We start from the raw sequence: 21,845 nt of genomic DNA on the forward strand, positions 1-21,845 counted from the left end.
TGAGCGGGCGTCTACTGGGCCTTGCCCAGGAAGTCCTGCAGGCGCTGGACGCCGGTGGCCAGATCCTCATCACCCAGCGCGTAGGAGAGGCGCAGGTAGCCGGAGGGGCCAAAGGCTTCGCCCGGAACCACTGCCACCTCAACCTCGTCAAGGATGAGCGAGGCCAGCTCGGCGGAGGTCTGCGGCGTTGCGGTGCCGGACGCCGTCGGGAACTCCTTGCCCAGCAGCCCACGCACGTCCGCGTACACGTAGAAGGCGCCCTTCGGCGTCGGGCATTCCACCCCGTCGATCGCGTTCAGGCCGGCAACGATGGCCTTGCGGCGGCGGTCAAAGGCAACCTTCATCTCGTCCACCGCGGTCAGCGGGCCCGACACCGCGGCGAGGGCGGCGATCTGCATGATGTTGGAGACATTGGAGGTGGCGTGCGACTGCAGGTTGGTGGCTGCCTTGATGACGTCTGCCGGGCCGATCATCCAGCCCACGCGCCACCCGGTCATGGCGTACGTCTTGGCCACGCCGTTGAGGATTACCACCTTGTCGCCCAGTTCGGGGGCGGCGGTGGCGATCGACGTGAACGGCACGCCGTCGTAGGTCAGGTGCTCGTAGATTTCGTCCGTGACCACCCACAGGCCCTTGGCGGCGGCCCACTTGCCGATCTCCGCCACCTGCTCAGGGGAGTAGACGGCGCCGGTGGGGTTCGACGGCGAGACGAACAGCAGGATCTTGGTGCGGTCCGTCACGGCTGCTTCGAGCTGTTCCACCGTTACGAGGTAGTCCTGTTCGGGCCCGGCGAAAACCTCCACGGGGACGCCGCCGGCGAGCCGGATGGCCTCCGGGTACGTGGTCCAGAAGGGGGTGGGAACAATGACTTCGTCGCCCGGGTCCACCAGGGTGGCGAAGGTGTTGTACACGGCCTGCTTGCCGCCGTTGGTCACCAGGACCTGGGAGGGGTCCACCTGGTAGCCGGAATCGCGCAGCGTCTTCTCCGCAATGGCCTTCTTCAGCTCGGGCAGGCCGCCGGCAGGGGAGTAGCGGTGGTACTTGGGCTGACCGGCAGCTTCGATGGCCGCCTGCACAATGTAGTCCGGGGTGGGGAAGTCTGGTTCGCCCGCGCCGAAACCAATAACGGGCCGGCCGGCTGCCTTCAGCGCCTTGGCCTTGGCATCGACGGCCAGGGTTGCGGATTCGGCAATTGCGGAAATGCGTTGGGAAACGCGGGCGGCAGACATGGCAGGTCCGTTCTTCGCAGGCAGCCGGGAGGCTGGAATGTGGGATTCGACGAGTTCTACTCTATGCTGTTCACCGGACCCTCCGGGGAGCCGGTTTTGATTTATGACTGCCCCGCGCAGCACCTTTCAGGCCGGACTTCGGACGGACCGGGCAAGGCTGGTTTTACCTACGCGAAGTTCTTGCGTAGACTGGTTCACCGGTGTTGAAACACGGATGATGACGTGCGCCCCAGTTCAAGCTGGTGCCGGGTTGTCAAAGAGTGGATTTCACTCCATAGGGTAGTGGCGCAATTGGTAGCGCAGCGGTCTCCAAAACCGCAGGTTGCAGGTTCGAGTCCTGTCTGCCCTGCGCAAGCTGCTCCGGGCGAAAGCCCGGAGCAGGCGCAGCAACCATGGTTCTGATCAGGGCCGGGTAATCCACCATTGCAAAGATGAGCGAGGACCAGGTGACCGAAACAGCTGCCAGCAGCTCCAAGGGCCGCCCAGCTAAGAAGGAAGCCAAGGCAAACTTCTTCGCCCGCATTGCACTCTTTGTCCGCCAGATTATTGGCGAGCTGAAGAAGGTTGTTGCCCCCACCCGCAAGGAACTGATCAACTACACGCTCGTGGTGCTGGTGTTCGTGGCCATCATGATGGTCATCGTCAGCCTGCTGGACATCGGTTTCGGAACCGCTGTCGGCTGGATCTTCGGCGGCACCGGCCCCAAGGACAGCTAAGGCTGCACGGTCCGCAGGCCGCGTGTTCCGCCCGGGAAGCCGGAAGGGACGCGACGGCGTGCGGGATTGAGCCATTTAAATAGGCATGTTAGGCAATGAGGAAGCAGGAGACCAAGTGTCTGAGCAGGAGCTCGAGGTAACCGAGACGGGGCTGGAAGAATCCCCGGACGTCACGGCAGAAGCCGGTGAAGAGTCCGAGGTTGAGTCCTCCACGCCCGAATTCGACGACGCCGCCTCCGACGATGCAGAAGCCGCCGAAGGCGACGCTTCAGACGCTGACGGGGAAGACGAGCCCGCCGACGCCCTTGCCGCCGCGGCAGCAACCGCAGCCGTGGACCCCGCAGAGGAGTTCAAGGCCAAGCTGCGCCGCCAGGAAGGTGACTGGTACGTCATCCACTCCTACGCCGGTTACGAAAACCGCGTGAAGGCCAACCTTGAAACCCGCATCCAGACCCTGGACATGGAAGATTACATCTTCGAAATCCAGGTGCCCATGGAGGAAGTCGTGGAGATCAAGAACGCCCAGCGCAAGGTGATCAACCGCGTCCGCATCCCCGGCTACGTCCTGGTCCGCATGGACCTGACCGACGCCTCCTGGGGCGCCGTCCGCCACACCCCCGGCGTCACCGGCTTCGTGGGCAACGCCCACAACCCGGTCCCGCTGCGGCTGGACGAGGTCTTCTCCATGCTCGCCCCTGTCTTCGAGGAGGAGCAGGCCGAGAAGGGCAAGCCGGTCAACAAGCAGAACCAGGCTCCCGTGGCCGTCGATTTCGAGGTCGGCGAGTCCGTCATCGTCAAGGAAGGCCCCTTCGAGACCCTTCCCGCCACGATCTCCGAGATCAAGCCCGAGTCCCAGACCCTCGTGGTCCTGGTTTCCATCTTCGAGCGCGAAACGCCCGTCACCCTGGCGTTCAACCAGGTCACCAAGATCTGAAAATCCTAGAATTCGTCCCGGCGCCGCCTGCTTAGCGGCACCGGAACGGCCGGCCGCCTTGCCATGGCGGCCACAAACCTGAGGCACGCTCCTGTGCCCCAGGACGTTATTGAGAGAAGGACCCTACATTGGCTCCCAAGAAGAAGGTCACCGGCCTCATCAAGCTGCAGATCCAGGCAGGTGCCGCCAACCCGGCCCCGCCGATCGGTCCTGCGCTTGGCCAGCACGGTGTCAACATCATGGAATTCTGCAAGGCGTACAACGCTGCGACGGAAGCCCAGCGCGGAAACGTCATCCCCGTGGAAATCACGGTCTACGAGGACCGTTCCTTCACGTTCATCACCAAGACCCCGCCGGCTGCAGAACTCATCAAGAAGGCTGCAGGCGTCGCCAAGGGTTCAGCAACCCCGCACACCGTCAAGGTTGCCAAGCTGACCCAGGCCCAGGTCAACGAGATCGCCTCCACCAAGATGGAAGACCTCAACGCCACCAGCCTCGAAGGCGCAGCGAAGATCATCGCCGGCACCGCCCGCTCCATGGGCATCACCGTCGAGGGCTAATACCCCTTTCCGCTGTCCAGCGTCAGGCTAATTGACGACGACGGGCGGCACCGCCGGGACACCGGCACCAAACAATTGAAATGTTGGTCATCCGGGCCGGATAACGAACCGGATCACCGACTGTGGCAGGGCCCAGCGCGGTCCGCAGACCACAACTGCACAAGGAGAAATAAGCAGCATGGCAAAGCGCAGCAAAGCATATGAGGCAGCAGCCGCCAAGATCGACGCGGAGAAGCACTACGCACCGTTCGAGGCAGTAACGCTGGCCAAGGACACCAACCCGTCCAAGTTCGACGCCACGGTTGAGGTTGCCTTCCGCCTCGGCGTTGACCCCCGCAAGGCTGACCAGATGGTCCGCGGCACGGTCAACCTGCCCCACGGCACCGGTAAGACCGCCCGCGTCCTGGTCTTCGCCACGGGCGACAAGGCTGAAGCCGCAATCGCAGCCGGCGCCGACTTCGTTGGTTCCGACGACCTGATCGAAAAGATCGCAGCCGGCTGGACCGACTTCGACGCCGCAGTTGCCACCCCTGACCTCATGGGCAAGGTTGGCCGCCTCGGTAAGGTCCTGGGCCCGCGTAACCTGATGCCGAACCCGAAGACGGGCACCGTGACCCCCGATGTCACCAAGGCCGTCAACGACATCAAGGGTGGAAAGATCGACTTCCGCGTCGACAAGCACTCCAACCTGCACTTCATCATCGGCAAGGTTTCCTTCGACGCCGTCAAGCTGGCTGAGAACTACGCAGCAGCACTGGAAGAGGTGCTTCGCCTGAAGCCGTCCGCTTCCAAGGGCCGCTACATCCAGAAGGCAACCGTTGCCACCACCTTCGGTCCCGGCATCTCTGTTGACCCCAACGTCACCAAGGTGCTCACCGACGCATAGTCGTTGAAAGAAGTTCCTGCACCGGATTGATTCCGGCGCAACCGAAGACCGTCCTGGCCCAAACGCCGGGACGGTCTTCTTTTTTGTCCGTACCCTCTGCCTAAGCTGACTGAATGGACCGGACCGAGCCAACCGAACCAGCGCCAATTCCTGGCCCCCATGCTTTGGCGATTGCCGCCGTCGGCCTTCCGCCGGGAGGGGATCCGGGCAGCCGTGGTGACGCCGCCGGACTGTCCCCGGACTTCCTGGCCTGCCAGGCCATGAAGGAGGCCCACGCCCTGGCTGTCTGGGGAAACCTGGAGCGTTGCGCCACCGTGGCCGAGGCGCTGGAGTTCTGGCGTGGGAGCCGGTATGAGGAGCGGCATCTGTTCCTGGCACGGATCGGCCCGGAACCCGTGGGACTGTGTTCCGTCACGTTGCCCCTGCGGGAGAACCTGGCCACCGCAGGAATTGATGTCCTGGTGGTTCCCCAATGGCGGCGCAGGGGAGTGGGGCGCGCCCTGCTGGACCACGCCGAAGCGATGGCGCGGACTCACGGCAGGTCCTCCCTCGATTCCTTCCATGAACTGCCGCTCGACGCAGTGCGGGCTGGATCGCAATTGGTCACCGCCGCGTCCGGGGCGGGTGGACTGCCGCTGGATGACCCGGCCACCGCATTCGCACTGGCCGTCGGCTACCGGCTGGAACAGGTGGAGCGTTCCAGCCGGCTGGAGCTTCCACTTCCGGAAGGACTGCTCGACCGGCTCGAGTCTGATGTGCTTGCCCGTGCAGGGGACTATGTGCTCACGGGCTGGGACGGACGCTGCCCGGAATCGCTCGTCGCCGCTTATGCCGGGCTGCGGGCGCGAATGAGCGCAGATGCCCCCACCGCAGGCATGGATTGGGAGCGCGAGGACTGGGACGAAGACCGCGTGCGTGACGACGAGCTAGTGCTGGTCCGGGGCGGTGTCCAGTCAACTGTGACGGCAGCCCTGCACCGCAGCAGCGGCGAGCTGGTGGCCTACACCGTCCTGACCTGGCGCCCGCTGGTGCCGGAGTCGCTGATGCAGCAGGACACTTTGGTGGCGGAGGAGCACCGCGGTCACCGGCTGGGCATGCTGGTCAAGGCGGCCAACCTCCGCCGCGCGCAGGAAAAGTGGCCCCGGGCGCGCTCGGTCCTCACATGGAATGCCAGCGAAAACCAGCATATGCTGGCGATAAATACCGCACTTGGATTCAGGCCCGCTGGCTATGAAGGTGAGTGGCAGAAACGGCTGGGATGATGCCCGAATGGCAATAGACGTAAAGATCGAACAGCTATGGATCCCCGACTCACTGGACACGCCCGACGCAGCGGAATTCCTCGCCGCCGTCGAAGTGGGCCGCAAGGTACGGATGGCAACGTGGGGCAGCGACGACCTGGCCTACGGTCCGCTGGAGAAGCTGCTTGAGTTCGCGGACCCCTATGAGCGCCAGCTGATCCTCGTGGCCAAAGTGGACGGCGTCATCGTTGGAACGGTTGACATTGCGCTGCCGCTGACGGACCACCTGGACCTCGCCGAGCTGACCCTCGACATCCTGCCTGAATTCCAGCGGCAGGGCGTGGGCCGGCGGCTCCTCGAGGCTGCCGAACAGCTGGCCAAGGGCGAAGGCCGCTCCATGATCCTGGTGGACACCAACCATCCCGGCGCATCCCTGCACGAGTTTGAACAGGCACAGCTGGTCCCCGGCTCCGGCCAGGGGTTCGTGCCGCTGGAGAGCCGGGAAGTGGAGTTCGCCCAGAAGACCGGCTACACGCTGCAGCACATTGAACAGTTCAGTTCCTGCCTGCTGCCCCTGGATACCAAGCTGGTGGCCGACCTCCAGGCTGAGGCCGACGAAGCGAACAATGGCAGATACCGCCTGCACCACTGGACCGACCGTTGCCCGGAGCGCTGGCTGGAGGCCGTGGCCGTCCTGGAAAACCAGGCGGGGGCCGAACTTGACCCGTCGCTTGACGCGCCCGTTGAGCAGGAGATGGTGTTCGACGGCGGTCTGCTGCGGGAAGCGGAGGACGTCGCCATCGCGCAGGGCCGCAGAACGGTGGTCACCGCCGTCGAGCACATTGCCACCGGAGCCCTGGTGGGCCTGACCACCATCACGGTGCTGGCGCACCGCGCCGACGTCGTCTTCCAGGACGATACCCTGGTGCTGCAGGAACACCGCGGCAACAAACTGGGCCTGCTGATCAAGGTGGCCAACATGGAGCGGCTCAGCGAACAGTTCCCGGACGCCCGCATCATTTACACCTGGAACGCGCCGGAGAACCGGTACCTCCTGACCGTTAACCGGCAGCTCGGATTCCAGACGGCCGGCGTGACCGGGATCTGGCAAAAGGAGCTTCCCACGCTGCATACCAGCACCAGTTGAGTGCCCGATTTGGTGGAGGGGCAACGCCTCGCGTAAGCTGGGAGTACCAAAGACCGTCGGTTGTTGGAAATCCACTCTCCTGAACATGGCTCAACTCTGCAGTTGTGCGCTGGAGGCCACAGTGGCTTTCCGGACGAAGGACCCTCAACGCAGGGCGGCCGGCGCAGGTGAACGAAGCAACGTTCCACGGTACAGCCGTGTTGAGCCAAGCCCCGTGCATCTGCGCGGGGCGTTTTTAGTTTTAGCTCTCTTGAGCGGGGACCGTCGAATACCGGCACTATCCCCGGAAGGAGGGTTATGGCAACGCCTACCAAGGTTTCAGCAGTAGCTGAGATCACTAACGATTTCAAGGAATCGAACGCCGCTGTCCTGACCGAATACCGCGGGCTCACCGTTGCACAGCTCAAGCAGCTGCGTGTTTCTCTCGGCCAGGACACCAAGTTCGCGGTCGTCAAGAACACCCTGACCGCCATTGCAGCCAAGGAAGCCGGCGTCGAAGCATTCGACGGCCAGCTTGCCGGCCCCACTGCAATCGCGTTCATCAAGGGTGACGCAGTTGCCGCTGCCAAGAGCCTGACGGATTTTGCCAAGGCCAACAAGCAGCTGGTCATCAAGACCGGTTACTTCGAGGGCAAGGCGCTGGACGCCACCGAGGTTGCCGCACTTGCTGCCCTCGAGTCCCGTGAGCTGCAGCTCGCCAAGGTTGCAGGTGTCCTCAAGGCACCCGCCGCCGCAGCCGCACGCATCATCGACGCACTGCGCCTCAAGCTTGAAGAAGAGAACGGTGCACCGGCAGCTGCCGAAGCGCCCGCCGCTGAAGAAGCCCCTGCCGCTGAAGCTGAAGCTGCCGCTGAAGCTCCCGCTGCCGAAGAGAACTAATTCTCTTACCCCCACCAGACTCCGGTGCCCGTCCGGCCACGCGCCGTTCGGACACCACAACAGGAAGGACGCCTACCATGGCGAAGCTCAGCAACGAAGAGCTCATTGAAGCTTTCAAGGAACTGACCATCATCGAGCTCTCCGAGTTCGTCAAGCTCTTCGAAGAGACCTTCGAAGTTACCGCCGCTGCTGTTGCAGTTGCCGGCCCCGCCGGTGGCGGAGCTGCTGAAGAGGTTGAAGAGAAGACCGACTTCGACGTCATCCTCGAAGCTGCTGGCGACAAGAAGATCGCAGTGATCAAGGAAGTTCGCGCCATCACCTCCCTCGGCCTCAAGGAAGCCAAGGACCTGGTTGACGGTGCCCCCAAGGCTGTCCTCGAAGGCGCCAACAAGGAAGCTGCCGAGAAGGCCAAGGAGCAGCTCGAGGCTGCAGGCGCTACCGTTACCCTCAAGTAACAACGCCTTTTCCTTCGGAAACCCCGTCCACTCCGGTGGGCGGGGTTTCCTGCTTTAAAACGGCAGTCCTGCGTTCCGCGGCGCTCCTCTGCTTAGGCGGGATCGCTGATGTCCGCCACCACTGCTTCCAGGGCTGCGGTGAGGGCGTCGGCGTCGACGAAGGCGCTGTAGCCGTGGGCGCCTGCTCCCATGGAGATCCGGCGCCCGGTTATCGTCGCGTCGGCATAAACCGGCCAGGCGGTGGTGCTCCCCAACGGGGTGATGGTGCCCCGTTCGTAACCGGTCGCCTCCAGTGCGGTATCGGCGGGCGGGAGGGACAGCTTGTTGACTCCCACCAGGGCCCGGAGCTTGGGCCAGGAGATCTGCCGGTCGCCCGGGATCAGGGCAAACAGGAAGGTCCCGTCCTTGTGCTTGACCACCAGGGACTTGACGATGTCACCTGGGCTGATGCCCAGGATGCCGGCGGCCTCTTCAAGGCTTCTGGCGGCGGGGCGCTCCACCACGTCAACCTGCAGGCCCCGGGCCGCGGCGTCGGCCAGGAAGCGTTCCCGTCCGACGCCGTCCGTCCCGTTTCGGGTTGGGCCCGCCATCAGTCGCGGTACAGCAGGAGGGCTTCGCCCTGCCCGCCCCCGCCGCAGAGGGACACCGCGGCCTTGCCGGTTCCGCGCCGTTTCAGCTCATGGGCGGCATGGGCCGCAAGCCGTGCCCCCGATGCCCCGATCGGGTGTCCCAGGGCGATGGCCCCGCCGTGGATGTTGCACTTCTCCAGGGGGTAGTCCAGGTCCTTGATGGACTGCACGGCCACGGAGCCGAAGGCCTCGTTGATCTCGATGAAGTCAAGGTCCGCGGTGCTCCACCCGGCCTTGCCCAGGGCGTTCATGATGGCGTTTGACGGCTGGGAATGCAGGGAGTTGTCAGGGCCAGCCACCTGCCCCGGCTTTCCCACCACGGCCAGGTACTCCAGTCCGTGCTCCTCGGCGTAGCCGCGGGATGCGAGCACAAGGGCGGCCGCGCCGTCGGACAGGGGAGAGGAGTTGCCGGCGGTAATGGTCCCGTCAGTCACGAACGCTGCCCGCAGGCCGGCCAGCGACTCAACCGAGGTGTTCGGGCGCACGCCTTCGTCGGTGTCCACCACAAAGGGATCACCCTTACGCTGCTTGACGCTGATGGGTGCGATCTCGCCGTCGAACGTTCCGTTCTTTGCCGCCAGCGCCGCGCGCTGGTGGGACTGGGCCGCAACGTTGTCCTGGGAGGCGCGGTCGATGCCGAGCGTAAGGTTGCGGGTCTCGGTGGACAGGCCCATGGACTGTCCGTCAAAAGCGTCGGTCAGTCCGTCATGGGCGGCAGCGTCCAGCGCCTGGATGGAGCCGTACGTCCACCCCTGGCGGGAACCCGGGAGCAGGTGCGGCGCGCGGCTCATGGATTCCTGGCCGCCTGCCACCACCACGGCGGCCTCGCCGGCGCGGATCATCCGCGCAGCATCGATCACGGCAGTCAGGCCGGACAGGCACACCTTGTTGACCGTCACCGAGGGAACGTTCCATCCGATGCCGGCGCCGACGGCGCTCTGCCGCGCGGGATTCTGCCCCGCTCCTGCCTGCAGGACCTGGCCCATGATCACGGCCTCCACGTCACCGGCGTCGACGCCGCTCGATTCCAGGGCGGCCCTGATGGCGTGCGCGCCGAGGTCCACTGCAGTAAGGCTGGACAGTTGGCCGTTGATCCGGCCCTGCGGAGTCCGCGCTGCCCCAAGGATGACAACGTCATTGCTGTCAGGAGAGTTGGCCATGGTTACCACTTTCAATCCGGTTCCGGTGTAAGCCACCAAGGCTATCGTGAGCCTGGTCACCCATCTATTCAAACGCTGGAAGCGTTATGTGCATTCCTCAGGGGCAGGGGGAGAGGTCCCCATCGCCGGGGTTATGCGCGACGGCGGCCGCTTGCGTAGGGTGGACGGCGAGGCTTTGCAGGGGGAGTGCTTTGCAGCGGGACACAAGGTCCGGGGCCGGGACGGACGGAGAGAGAACGTGAAGAAGGCCTTTACCGCAGGGGTCATCGCCGCCACGGCCGCACTGACCGGCGGGGTGCTGGCAGGTTGCTCGGTGTCCACGCCGGCGCCGGCAGAACCGGTCAAGCCGGCGTCGTCCCCGGCGTCAACGCGGGACGGTGCCGCCAGCCCTGCAGCCGGCGGCACCGCAAGCCAGGGCGCCAAGGCAGCCGGAACCCGGGAAGCCTGCGAACTCTTCAACAAACTGGTGGTGGATTACGCCGCGGTTTCGCCCGCCGACTCCAAGGGCTACGAGGACGTTTACCTGAAGGCCCAGGACGCCAAGGACAGCGTCACCGGGGACCTGCAGGGCCTGTTCGCCTCCCTGGGCCTGCTGGCCATCGACCACTCATCGGCAGCGGAGTCCGGCGGCAAGCCGTCCCCGGAGTCGCAGGACGCCGTGCGGGATGCAGTCTTCGCAAACTCCGCGGCCTGCACGGCGGAGGGCGTTACGCTGCGGCTCTAGCAGGCGCAAGCGCAGGATCCTGGAGGCTGCGGCGGAAGCCCCGAAATCAAGTGCTTGCAATCCGGCCGGAAGTGGGGTAGACACGTAGGTTGTTTTGCCGTATCGTAGATATTTGCGTCTTCCCTGTTTACCTTCAGCCTTCATATAGCGGTGGGCTTTGCCTGGCAGCTGGCAATCAACGTGCCGTAACAACGGTCACAGCATAGTCAGTTCAGGCCCCGGGTCATATAGCGGAACCGGATGGTAGCGCTGCGGAGTCACTTCGCAGGGTGCACAGCGGGGGAGATCTGAAAACGCCTGAAGGTCTGTGGAAGGATCCCTCTTGGTCGCCTCGAGCACCTCTAATAACGAAACCGCTAACACTGCCGACAGCACTGATGGTGCCACTCGCCGGCTCTCATTCGCAAAGATTCACGAACCTCTTGACGTTCCGAATCTGCTTGCCCTGCAGACGGACAGCTTTGACTGGCTGGTCGGCAATGAGCGCTGGCAGGCACGCGTGGCAAAGGCTGTCGAAGAAAACGATCTCAGCGTCGCCACCACGTCCGGCCTGTCGGACATCTTTGAAGAGATCTCCCCGATCGAGGATTTCCAGGGCACCATGTCCCTGAGCTTCTCCGATCCGGAGTTCGCTGACCCCAAGTACACCATGGCCGAGTGCAAGGACCGGGACGCAACGTACTCGGCTCCGCTGTACGTCAAGGCCGAGTTCATGAACAACAACACGGGCGAAATCAAGCAGCAGACCGTGTTCATGGGTGACTTCCCGCTGATGACCGAGAAGGGCACCTTCGTCGTCAACGGCACCGAGCGTGTCGTCGTCTCCCAGCTGGTCCGTTCGCCGGGCGCCTACTTCGAGCGCGCCGCCGACAAGACCAGTGACAAGGACATCTTCACCGCGAAGATCATCCCGTCCCGCGGTGCGTGGTTCGAGCTCGAGATCGACAAGCGTGACCAGGTCGGTGTCCGCCTCGACCGCAAGCGCAAGCAGTCCGTCACGGTGCTGCTGAAGGCCCTTGGCTGGACCGAAGGCCAGATCCTCGAAGAGTTCGGCCAGTACGACTCCATGCGGGCAACCCTGGAGAAGGACGCCACCGAGACCCGCGAAGACGCCCTGCTGGACATCTACCGCAAGCTGCGTCCGGGCGAGCCGCCCACCGTCGAGGCTGCCCAGTCCCTGCTGGACAACCTGTACTTCAACTCCAAGCGCTACGATCTGGCCAAGGTTGGCCGCTACAAGATCAACCGCAAGCTTGGCATCGACCGCTCCCTTGGTGACAAGGAAGCCTCTGTCCTGCACGTTGAAGACATCGTGGCCATGATCAAGTTCCTCGTCGCGCTGCACGCCGGCGAGAAGACCATCAAGGGCACCCGCGATGGCCAGGAAGTGGATCTGCGCGTCGAGATCGACGATATTGACCACTTCGGCAACCGCCGCATCCGCGCCGTCGGCGAGCTCATCGAGAACCAGGTCCGCACCGGCCTGTCCCGCATGGAGCGCGTTGTCCGCGAGCGTATGACCACCCAGGACGTCGAGGCCATCACGCCGCAGACCCTGATCAACATCCGCCCCGTGGTTGCTGCCATCAAGGAGTTCTTCGGAACTTCCCAGCTGTCGCAGTTCATGGACCAGAACAACCCCCTCTCGGGCCTGACCCACAAGCGCCGCCTGTCGGCCCTTGGCCCCGGTGGTCTGTCCCGTGACCGCGCCGGCATGGAAGTCCGTGACGTGCACCCGTCCCACTACGGACGTATGTGCCCCATCGAAACTCCTGAAGGCCCCAACATTGGCCTGATCGGTTCGCTGGCATCGTACGGACGCATCAACCCGTTCGGCTTCATTGAGACCCCGTACCGCCTGGTCAAGGACGGCGTCGTGTCCGACGACGTCCAGTACCTGACCGCCGACGACGAGGCCGAAGTGCTGATCGCCCAGGCCAACGCGCCGCTGGACGAGAACAACAAGTTCGCTGAAGACACCGTCCTGGTCCGTGCCCGTGGTGGTGGCGGCGAGCCCGTCCTCGTTCCCGCTGCGGATGTCGAGTTCATGGACGTCTCCCCGCGCCAGATGGTGTCCGTGGCTACCGCCCTGATCCCGTTCCTGGAGCACGACGACGCAAACCGCGCACTCATGGGTGCCAACATGCAGCGCCAGGCTGTGCCGCTGGTCCGTTCCGAGGCTCCGTTCGTGGGCACCGGCATGGAGCGCGCCGCCGCCGTCGACGCCGGTGACGTTGTCATCGCCAAGAAGGCCGGTGTGGTCACCGAGGTTTCCGCCGAGCTCGTCATCATGCTCAACGACGACGGCACCGAGACCAACTACCGCATCAACAAGTTCGCCCGCTCCAACCAGGGCAACTGCTACAACCACCGTGTCCTGGTGAACGAAGGCCAGCGCCTGGAAGTTGGCGGCATCATTGCCGACGGCCCGGCAACGGACCAGGGTGAACTTGCACTGGGCAAGAACCTGCTCGTGGCATTCATGTCATGGGAAGGCCACAACTTCGAGGACGCCATCATCCTCTCGCAGCGCATCGTTGCCGAGGACGTCCTTTCCTCCATCCACATCGAGGAGCACGAGATCGATGCCCGCGACACCAAGCTTGGTGCCGAGGAAATCACCCGTGACATCCCCAACGTGTCCGAGGAAGTCCTGGCCGGCCTGGACGAGCGCGGCATCATCCACATCGGTGCCGAGGTTGAAGCAGGGGACATCCTGGTTGGAAAGGTCACCCCGAAGGGTGAAACCGAACTGACCCCGGAAGAGCGCCTGCTGCGCGCCATCTTCGGCGAGAAGTCCCGCGAAGTCCGCGACACGTCCCTGAAGGTGCCCCACGGCGAGTCCGGCACCGTCATCGGCGTGCGCGTCTTCGACCGCGACAACGACGACGAGCTGCCCCCGGGCGTGAACCAGCTGGTCCGCGTCTACGTGGCCGCCAAGCGCAAGATCACCGACGGCGACAAGCTCGCCGGCCGCCACGGCAACAAGGGTGTTATCTCCAAGATCCTCCCCGTTGAGGACATGCCCTTCCTTGCCGACGGCACCCCCGTTGACATCGTCCTGAACCCGCTGGGTGTTCCGGGCCGTATGAACGTGGGCCAGGTGCTCGAAACCCACCTTGGCTGGGTTGCCAAGACCGGTTGGAAGATCGAGGGCGAGCCCGAGTGGGTCAAGCAGCTGCCGAACCTGCCGCGCGAAAGTGGTCCCACCACTGTTGCAACGCCGGTGTTCGACGGTGCCCGCGAAGAGGAAATCACGGGCCTGCTGGATTCCACCAACGTGACCCGCGATGGTGACCGCCTGATCAACTCCTCCGGCAAGACCCGCCTGTTTGACGGCCGCTCCGGCGAGCCGTTCCCGGATCCGATCTCGGTCGGCTACATGTACATCCTGAAGCTCCACCACCTGGTGGACGACAAGATCCACGCACGCTCCACCGGCCCGTACTCCATGATCACGCAGCAGCCGCTGGGTGGTAAGGCACAGTTCGGTGGCCAGCGCTTCGGTGAAATGGAAGTGTGGGCGCTCGAAGCTTACGGCGCCGCCTACACGCTCCAGGAACTCCTCACGATCAAGTCGGATGACATCCACGGCCGCGTGAAGGTCTACGAAGCGATCGTCAAGGGCGAGAACATCCCCGAGCCGGGCGTTCCCGAATCCTTCAAGGTCTTGATCAAGGAAATGCAGTCGCTGTGCCTGAACGTGGAAGTTCTTTCCACGGACGGAACCACAATTGAAATGCGTGACTCTGATGACGCAGTCTTCACGGCTGCGGAGGAACTGGGCATCGATCTGTCTCGCGCAGAGCCCAGCTCCGTAGAAGAGGTCTAGCAGGCGGTTGACGACGGCGGGTGACCACCCGCCGTCGTACGCCCCCTCCCTCATCCCGCACCTAAGACTTCAGAATTTAGAGAACAAGAGAGAACAGGGACCATATGTCCAGCGAATCCTCCTTCGGCCTCATGCAGATCGGCCTCGCCACCGCGGAAGACATCCGCGGCTGGTCGTACGGCGAGGTTAAGAAGCCGGAAACCATCAACTACCGCACGCTCAAGCCCGAGAAGGACGGCCTCTTCTGCGAGAAGATCTTCGGCCCGTCCCGGGACTGGGAATGCTACTGCGGCAAGTACAAGCGCGTGCGCTTCAAGGGCATCATCTGTGAGCGCTGTGGCGTTGAAGTCACCCGCGCCAAGGTCCGCCGTGAGCGCATGGGCCACATCGAACTGGCCGCACCTGTAACCCACATCTGGTACTTCAAGGGTGTTCCGTCCCGCCTGGGCTACCTCCTTGACTTGGCTCCGAAGGACCTCGAAAAGGTCATTTACTTCGCTGCCTACATGATCACCAGCGTCGACGAGGCTGCCCGCCACGAGGAACTGCCCAACCTGCAGGTTGAGCACGACATCGAGAAGAAGCAGCTGATCGACAACCGCGACGCCGACATCGCCGCGATCGCCCGCGACCTCGAAGGCGAAATCGCACGCCTCGAGGGCGAAGGCGCCAAGGCTGCCGACAAGAAGAAGGCCCGCGACTCCGCAGACCGCCAGATGGCCAACGTGCGCAAGCGTGCCGACGCCGACATCGAGCGCCTCGAGCAGGTCTGGGACCGGTTCAAGAACCTCAAGGTCGCCGACCTCGAAGGTGACGAGGGCCTGTACCGCGAACTGCGCGACCGCTACGGCATGTACTTCGAAGGCTCCATGGGTGCCGAAGCCATCAAGAAGCGCCTTGAGAACTTCGACATGCAGGCCGAGTCCGACCTGCTGCGCGACGTCATCGCCAACGGCAAGGGCCAGCGCAAGACCCGTGCCCTCAAGCGCCTGAAGGTGGTCAACGCGTTCCTGACCACCAACAACAGCCCGCTTGGCATGGTCCTGGACGCCGTCCCGGTGATCCCGCCGGAACTGCGCCCCATGGTCCAGCTGGACGGTGGCCGCTTCGCGACCTCCGACCTCAACGACCTGTACCGCCGCGTGATCAACCGCAACAACCGCCTCAAGCGCCTGCTTGACCTGGGTGCTCCGGAGATCATCGTCAACAACGAGAAGCGCATGCTTCAGGAAGCTGTTGACAGCCTCTTCGACAACGGCCGCCGCGGCCGTCCGGTCACCGGACCGGGCAACCGTCCGCTGAAGTCCCTGAGCGACATGCTCAAGGGCAAGCAGGGCCGTTTCCGCCAGAACCTCCTCGGCAAGCGCGTCGACTACTCCGGCCGTTCGGTCATCGTCGTCGGCCCGCAGCTGAAGCTGCACCAGTGCGGCCTGCCCAAGCAGATGGCCCTGGAGCTCTTCAAGCCGTTCGTGATGAAGCGCCTGGTTGACCTCAACCACGCCCAGAACATCAAGTCGGCCAAGCGCATGGTTGAGCGCTACCGTCCGCAGGTCTGGGACGTGCTGGAAGAGATCATCACCGAACACCCGGTGCTGCTCAACCGTGCACCCACCCTGCACCGCCTGGGTATCCAGGCGTTCGAGCCGCAGCTTGTTGAAGGCAAGGCAATCCAGCTTCACCCGCTGGTTTGTGGCGCTTTCAACGCCGACTTCGACGGCGACCAGATGGCAGTCCACCTGCCGCTGAGCCCCGAGGCCCAGGCTGAGGCCCGCATCCTGATGCTGTCCTCGAACAACATCCTGAAGCCCTCTGATGGACGTCCGGTCACCCTGCCCTCGCAGGATATGATCATCGGCCTGTACCACCTGACCACCAAGCGCAAGGGGTCAGCCGGCGAAGGCCGCATCTTCGGTTCGGTTTCGGAAGCCATCATGGCGTTCGACGCCCGCGAGCTGCACCTGAACTCGCAGGTCAAGATCCGCCTCGAGGGCTTCGTGCCCTACGCCGGCTGGGAAGCTCCGGAAGGCTGGGAGCCGGGTCAGCCCGCGCTCGTCCAGACCTCCCTGGGCCAGGTCCTCTTCAACGAGACCCTGCCCGAGGACTACCCCTGGGTTGAGGCTGTTGCCGACAAGGGCGAACTGTCCCGCATCGTCAACGACCTCGCCGAGCGTTACCCGAAGGTTGTCACCGCCGCAACGCTGGACAACCTGAAGGATGCCGGTTTCTACTGGGCCACGCGTTCGGGCGTCACCGTCGCCATCTCCGACATCGAGGTCCCGGCTGCCAAGCCGGAAATCCTTGCCGGGTACGAGGAGCGGGCCGCCAAGATCCAGGGCCAGTACGACAAGGGCCTGATCGACGACGACGAGCGCCGCCAGGAACTGATCGAGATCTGGAACAAGGCCACCAACGACATCGCCTCGGTGATGCGCGAAAGCCTGTCCCCGATGAACACCATCAACCGCATGGTGTCCTCCGGTGCACGTGGTAACTGGATGCAGGTCCGACAGATTGCGGGTATCCGTGGCCTGGTGGCCAACCCGAAGGGTGAGATCATCCCGCGCCCCATCAAGTCCTCCTACCGTGAGGGCCTGTCGGTGCTGGAATACTTCATCGCCACGCACGGTGCCCGTAAGGGTCTGGCCGATACCGCCCTGCGTACCGCCAACTCGGGTTACCTGACCCGTCGTCTGGTGGACGTCTCGCAGGACGTTATCGTCCGTGAAGAGGACTGCGGCACCGAACGTGGCCTGGTCACGCCGATCGCCGTCGCCGACTCCAACGGTGAGCTCGTCCTGGACGAGAACGTCGAGAACAGCGCGTACGCACGTACGCTGGCCGTCGACGTCGTGGACTCCGAGGGCAACGTCCTAGCAGCCGCCGGCACCGACTGCGGCGACGTCGTTATCGACGAGCTCTTCAAGGCAGGCATCACCGAGGTCAAGGTCCGCTCCGTACTCACCTGTGAGTCCAGCGTCGGCACCTGCGCCCTGTGCTACGGCCGTTCGCTGGCCACCGGAAAGACCGTCGACATCGGCGAGGCCGTGGGCATCATCGCCGCACAGTCCATCGGTGAACCCGGTACCCAGCTGACCATGCGTACGTTCCACACCGGTGGTGCTGTCTCCGCCGGCGGTGGCGACGACATCACCCAGGGTCTGCCCCGTATCCAGGAGCTCTTCGAAGCCCGTACTCCCAAGGGTGTTGCCCCGATTGCTGAAGCAGCCGGCCGCATCACCATTGAAGAGTCCGAGCGCCAGATGCGCCTGGTCATCACCCCGGATGACGGAACGGAAGAGATCGCTTACCCGGTCCTGCGCCGTTCACGCCTGCTGATCGAAGACGGCGACCACGTCTCCGTTGGACAGAAGCTGATCAACGGCCCGGTGGACCCCAAGCAGGTCCTGCGCATCATGGGTCCGCGTGCGGCACAGAAGTTCCTGGTGGACGAAGTCCAGGGCGTGTACCGCAGCCAGGGCATCGGTATCCACGACAAGCACGTCGAGGTTATCGTCCGCCAGATGCTGCGCCGCGTCACGGTCATCGAGTCCGGCGAATCGGACCTGCTGCCCGGCGAGCTCGCCGAGCGCAGCCGGTTCGAGGACGCCAACCGCCGCGTTGTGTCCGAGGGCAAGACTCCGGCTTCCGGACGTCCTGAGCTCATGGGCATCACCAAGGCGTCGCTGGCCACCGAGTCCTGGCTGTCCGCAGCTTCCTTCCAGGAGACCACCCGCGTCCTGACGCAGGCGGCCATGGAAGGCAAGAGCGATCCGCTGCTGGGCCTGAAGGAAAACGTCATCATCGGTAAGCTGATCCCGGCCGGCACGGGCCTCCCGCGCTACACCGAGGTCACCGTGGAGCCCACTGAGGAAGCAAAGGCCAACCTGTTCACCGGCCCCAGCGCATTCAGTGACTTCTCGTACGACACCCTGGGCGGTGATGGAGCTCCCGAGTTCCACGCCATCCCGCTGGATGACTACGACCTGGGCAACGACTTCCGGTAACCAACTCCGGTAGAGCCTTACCAAGGGATGGTCCCGCACCGCAAGGTGGGGGACCATCCCGCTTTGACCCAGGGGGAGGGGCCCCGATTAAGGCATGGAGCCCGTCCATGCTAGACTTGTTACCAATTGTTATTGTGGCAGTGGATGAGAGCGCCGGTTTCAGCTGAAAGGCTGGGCCAGAGCGACGTTTCCGGTTTGCAGGGTTCTTGTGCAACGTATGCCACATTTTTGCATGCCTAGGGACTTGTTCGACACCAGTCGCCCCCCGGAATGCGATCCGACTATTAAGGCTTCGCCTTCGCCGCCCTGGAGATCTTCTTCAAGGCCCGGGCGGCGGGGCAACGCAACAGGAGAGTGGCCGGAAACAGCCACTCCGGAAAAACGGAGAACACGAGAGTGCCTACGATTAACCAGCTGGTCCGCAAGGGCCGCACGCCTAAGGTCTCAAAGACCAAGGCTCCCGCGCTTAAGGGCAGCCCCATGCGCCGCGGTGTCTGCACCCGCGTCTACACCACCACCCCGAAGAAGCCGAACTCGGCTCTGCGTAAGGTGGCCCGTGTGCGCCTCAACGGCGGCGTGGAAGTTACCGCCTACATCCCCGGTGTTGGCCACAACCTGCAGGAGCACTCCATTGTGCTCGTTCGCGGTGGTCGTGTTAAGGACCTCCCGGGTGTCCGCTACAAGATCGTCCGTGGCGCCCTCGATACCCAGGGTGTGAAGAACCGTAAGCAGGCCCGCAGCCGCTACGGCGCAAAGATGGAGAAGAAGTAATATGCCTCGCAAGGGTCCGGCCCCCAAGCGGCCGCTCGTTTCGGATCCGGTATACGGGTCCCCGCTGGTAACCCAGCTCATCAACAAGGTGCTCGTTGACGGCAAGAAGTCCACGGCAGAGCGCATTGTCTACGGTGCACTCGAAGGCGCACGCGCCAAGTCCGGCGGCGACCCCGTTGCAGCCCTGAAGAAGGCCATGGACAACGTCAAGCCTTCGCTTGAGGTCCGCTCCCGCCGTGTCGGTGGCGCCACCTACCAGGTTCCGGTTGAGGTCAAGCCGGGCCGCTCCACCGCACTCGCCCTGCGCTGGCTGGTTGGCTACTCCAAGGCCCGCCGTGAAAAGACGATGACCGAGCGCCTCCAGAACGAAATCCTGGATGCCTCCAACGGTCTCGGTGCCGCTGTGAAGCGTCGCGAAGACACCCACAAGATGGCCGAGTCCAACAAGGCCTTCGCACACTACCGCTGGTAATACTCCCCGGACGCCGCCGGCTCGATCGAGCCGGCGGCGAACGCGTAGTCCATCCCAAAAGGAGACCCCGTGGCACAGGACGTGCTTACCGACCTTAGTAAGGTCCGCAATATCGGCATCATGGCCCACATTGATGCCGGCAAGACCACCACAACCGAGCGCATCCTGTTCTACACGGGTGTGAACCACAAGATCGGCGAAACGCACGACGGCGCTTCGACCACCGACTGGATGGAACAGGAAAAGGAACGCGGCATCACCATCACGTCTGCCGCCGTGACCTGCTTCTGGGAAAACAACCAGATCAACATCATCGACACCCCGGGCCACGTGGACTTCACGGTTGAGGTAGAGCGCTCCCTGCGCGTCCTCGACGGTGCAGTTGCCGTGTTCGACGGCAAGGAAGGTGTTGAGCCGCAGTCTGAGACCGTTTGGCGCCAGGCTGACAAGTACAACGTTCCGCGTATCTGCTTCGTCAACAAGATGGACAAGCTGGGCGCTGACTTCTACTTCACCGTCGACACCATCATCAGCCGCCTCGGTGCCAAGCCGCTGGTCATGCAGCTGCCCATCGGTGCCGAGAACGACTTCATCGGCGTCGTGGACCTGCTCTACATGCGCGCCCTGGTGTGGCCCGGCGATGCCAAGGGTGACGTCACCATGGGTGCCAAGTACGAGATCCGTGAGATCCCGGCTGACCTCCAGGAAAAGGCCGAGGAGTACCGCGCGAACCTCGTCGAGACCGTCGCAGAGTCCTCCGAAGAACTCATGGAGAAGTACCTCGAGGGTGAAGAGATCTCGATCGACGAGCTCAAGGCCGGCATCCGCAAGATGACCATCAACTCCGAGCTGTACCCGATCTTCTGTGGTTCCGCCTTCAAGAACCGCGGCGTTCAGCCCATGCTCGATGCAGTTGTGGACTACCTGCCCAACCCGCTCGACGTCCCCCCGATGGTCGGCCACGACCCCCGCGACGAAGAGAAGGAACTGACCCGCAAGCCTTCTTCCGAAGAGCCGTTCTCGGCCTTGGCGTTCAAGATTGCTGCTCACCCCTTCTTCGGCCAGCTCACCTTCATCCGCGTGTACTCCGGTCACGTTGAGGCAGGCGCCCAGGTGGTCAACTCCACCAGGGGCAAGAAGGAGCGCATCGGCAAGCTGTTCCAGATGCACGCCAACAAGGAAATGCCTGTTGAGGGCGCTACCGCCGGCCACATCTACGCAGCGATCGGTCTGAAGGACACCACCACGGGTGACACCCTGTGCGACTCCGCCAACCAGATCGTCCTCGAGTCCATGAGCTTCCCGGAGCCCGTGATCTCGGTTGCCATCGAGCCGAACACCAAGGGTGACCAGGAGAAGCTCTCCACGGCCATCCAGAAGCTCTCCGCTGAGGACCCCACCTTCCAGGTGTCCCTCAACGAAGACACCGGCCAGACCATCATCGCCGGCATGGGCGAGCTCCACCTGGACATCCTGGTGGACCGCATGCGCCGCGAATTCAAGGTCGAGGCCAACGTGGGCAAGCCCCAGGTCGCCTACCGCGAAACCATCAAGCGCGCTGTCGAACGCCACGACTACACGCACAAGAAGCAGACCGGTGGTTCGGGTCAGTTCGCAAAGATCCAGATTGCCATCGAGCCGCTGGACACCGCCGAGGGCGAGCTGTACGAGTTCGAGAACAAGGTCACCGGTGGCCGCGTTCCGCGCGAGTACATCCCGTCTGTTGACGCGGGCATCCAGGACGCACTGAACGACGGCGTCCTGGCGGGTTACCCGGTTGTCGGCATCAAGGCCACGCTGATCGACGGCGCGTACCACGATGTTGACTCCTCGGAAATGGCCTTCAAGATCGCCGGCCGTATGGCTTTCAAGGAAGCTGCACGCAAGGCGAACCCGGTCCTGCTCGAACCGCTGATGGATGTCGAGGTCCGCACCCCTGAGGAATACATGGGTGAAGTTATCGGTGACCTCAACTCCCGCCGTGGCCAGATGCAGTCCATGGAAGATGCACAGGGCGTCAAGGTCATCCGTGCGCACGTTCCGCTGTCCGGCATGTTCGGCTACATCGGTGACCTGCGCTCCAAGACCCAGGGCCGCGCTGTGTACTCCATGACGTTCAACAGCTACGCCGAGGTCCCGAAGGCTGTTGCCGACGAGATCATCCAGAAGTCCCGCGGCGAGTAGTCCCCGGACTGTTCAAAGCAAC

17 protein-coding genes and 1 tRNA gene are annotated in these 21,845 nt (G+C 63.8%); 15 read left to right on the plus strand and 3 right to left on the minus strand.

The annotated features are described in order from the left end of the window. Positions 1-11: 11 nt before the first annotated feature. Positions 12-1,229 (minus strand): pyridoxal phosphate-dependent aminotransferase, encoded by a 1,218-nt coding sequence (locus ASG86_RS11650; protein ID WP_056334211.1) that lies wholly within the window; start codon positions 1,227-1,229, stop codon positions 12-14. Positions 1,230-1,505: 276 nt separating this feature from the next. On the opposite strand from ASG86_RS11650, the gene ASG86_RS11655 reads away from it, so the two are divergent. From ASG86_RS11655 to rplL, 9 genes are all read left to right on the plus strand, one after another. Beyond that, positions 1,506-1,578: transfer RNA gene (locus ASG86_RS11655), tRNA-Trp, on the plus strand. Positions 1,579-1,660: 82 nt separating this feature from the next. Continuing rightward, the gene (gene secE, locus ASG86_RS11660) at positions 1,661-1,945 is read left to right on the plus strand and encodes a preprotein translocase subunit SecE (protein ID WP_056334214.1); all 285 of its coding nucleotides are present in this window, start codon (positions 1,661-1,663) and stop codon (positions 1,943-1,945) included. Between the two features lie 115 nt (positions 1,946-2,060). Then, positions 2,061-2,879 carry a transcription termination/antitermination protein NusG gene (nusG, locus tag ASG86_RS11665; protein ID WP_056334217.1) on the plus strand — a complete coding sequence of 273 codons (819 nt, stop codon included), beginning with the start codon at positions 2,061-2,063 and terminating at the stop codon, positions 2,877-2,879. Positions 2,880-3,007: 128 nt separating this feature from the next. Then, positions 3,008-3,439, plus strand: coding sequence for a 50S ribosomal protein L11 (gene rplK / locus ASG86_RS11670; RefSeq protein WP_003803853.1), 432 nt, complete (start codon positions 3,008-3,010; stop codon positions 3,437-3,439). A gap of 178 nt (positions 3,440-3,617) precedes the next feature. Then, entirely contained in the window at positions 3,618-4,325 is a 708-nt protein-coding gene (gene rplA, locus ASG86_RS11675) for a 50S ribosomal protein L1 (protein ID WP_056334219.1), read from the plus strand. 113 nt (positions 4,326-4,438) lie between these two features. Then, positions 4,439-5,587: a GNAT family N-acetyltransferase gene (locus tag ASG86_RS11680; RefSeq protein WP_056334222.1), complete on the plus strand. Its 1,149-nt coding sequence runs from the start codon at positions 4,439-4,441 to the stop codon at positions 5,585-5,587. 7 nt (positions 5,588-5,594) lie between these two features. After that, positions 5,595-6,713: a GNAT family N-acetyltransferase gene (locus ASG86_RS11685; RefSeq protein WP_056334225.1), complete on the plus strand. Its 1,119-nt coding sequence runs from the start codon at positions 5,595-5,597 to the stop codon at positions 6,711-6,713. A 297-nt stretch (positions 6,714-7,010) separates the two neighbouring features. Further along, entirely contained in the window at positions 7,011-7,592 is a 582-nt protein-coding gene (rplJ, locus tag ASG86_RS11690) for a 50S ribosomal protein L10 (RefSeq protein ID WP_018769122.1), read from the plus strand. A gap of 77 nt (positions 7,593-7,669) precedes the next feature. Further along, positions 7,670-8,047, plus strand: a complete 378-nt coding sequence (gene rplL, locus ASG86_RS11695) for a 50S ribosomal protein L7/L12 (RefSeq protein WP_018769123.1) — start codon at positions 7,670-7,672, stop codon at positions 8,045-8,047. A 92-nt stretch (positions 8,048-8,139) separates the two neighbouring features. On the opposite strand, the gene ASG86_RS11700 is transcribed toward rplL, so the two are convergent. Together ASG86_RS11700 and ASG86_RS11705 are read right to left on the minus strand one after the other, a co-directional pair. Further along, positions 8,140-8,637 carry an aminoacyl-tRNA deacylase gene (locus ASG86_RS11700; RefSeq protein WP_056334227.1) on the minus strand — a complete coding sequence of 166 codons (498 nt, stop codon included), beginning with the start codon at positions 8,635-8,637 and terminating at the stop codon, positions 8,140-8,142. Further along, positions 8,637-9,836 (minus strand): acetyl-CoA C-acetyltransferase, encoded by a 1,200-nt coding sequence (locus tag ASG86_RS11705; RefSeq protein ID WP_056334232.1) that lies wholly within the window; start codon positions 9,834-9,836, stop codon positions 8,637-8,639. The genes ASG86_RS11700 and ASG86_RS11705 overlap by 1 nt, the downstream gene beginning before the upstream one ends. Positions 9,837-10,074: 238 nt before the next feature. Here ASG86_RS11705 and ASG86_RS11710 point away from each other — a divergent pair, with 238 nt between their 5' ends. The 6 genes from ASG86_RS11710 (at position 10,075) to fusA (ending at position 21,823) form a co-directional block, all read left to right on the plus strand. Beyond that, positions 10,075-10,560 carry a hypothetical protein gene (locus ASG86_RS11710; RefSeq protein WP_056334235.1) on the plus strand — a complete coding sequence of 162 codons (486 nt, stop codon included), beginning with the start codon at positions 10,075-10,077 and terminating at the stop codon, positions 10,558-10,560. Positions 10,561-10,882: 322 nt separating this feature from the next. Next, positions 10,883-14,392: a DNA-directed RNA polymerase subunit beta gene (gene rpoB / locus ASG86_RS11715; protein ID WP_018760463.1), complete on the plus strand. Its 3,510-nt coding sequence runs from the start codon at positions 10,883-10,885 to the stop codon at positions 14,390-14,392. Positions 14,393-14,496: 104 nt separating this feature from the next. Beyond that, on the plus strand, positions 14,497-18,396 hold the full coding sequence (locus tag ASG86_RS11720; protein ID WP_056334239.1) for a DNA-directed RNA polymerase subunit beta': 3,900 nt from the start codon (positions 14,497-14,499) through the stop codon (positions 18,394-18,396). Between the two features lie 396 nt (positions 18,397-18,792). Continuing rightward, the gene (gene rpsL / locus ASG86_RS11725) at positions 18,793-19,167 is read left to right on the plus strand and encodes a 30S ribosomal protein S12 (RefSeq protein ID WP_009358312.1); all 375 of its coding nucleotides are present in this window, start codon (positions 18,793-18,795) and stop codon (positions 19,165-19,167) included. 1 nt (position 19,168) lies between these two features. Further along, the gene (rpsG, locus tag ASG86_RS11730) at positions 19,169-19,639 is read left to right on the plus strand and encodes a 30S ribosomal protein S7 (protein WP_003803829.1); all 471 of its coding nucleotides are present in this window, start codon (positions 19,169-19,171) and stop codon (positions 19,637-19,639) included. A gap of 69 nt (positions 19,640-19,708) precedes the next feature. After that, a complete protein-coding gene (gene fusA / locus ASG86_RS11735) occupies positions 19,709-21,823 on the plus strand; it encodes an elongation factor G (RefSeq protein WP_056334242.1) in 2,115 nt (704 codons plus the stop codon). The last annotated feature ends 22 nt before the right edge of the window (positions 21,824-21,845 follow it).

This window comes from Arthrobacter sp. Soil764 (assembly GCF_001428075.1).
GTDB lineage: Bacteria > Actinomycetota > Actinomycetes > Actinomycetales > Micrococcaceae > Arthrobacter.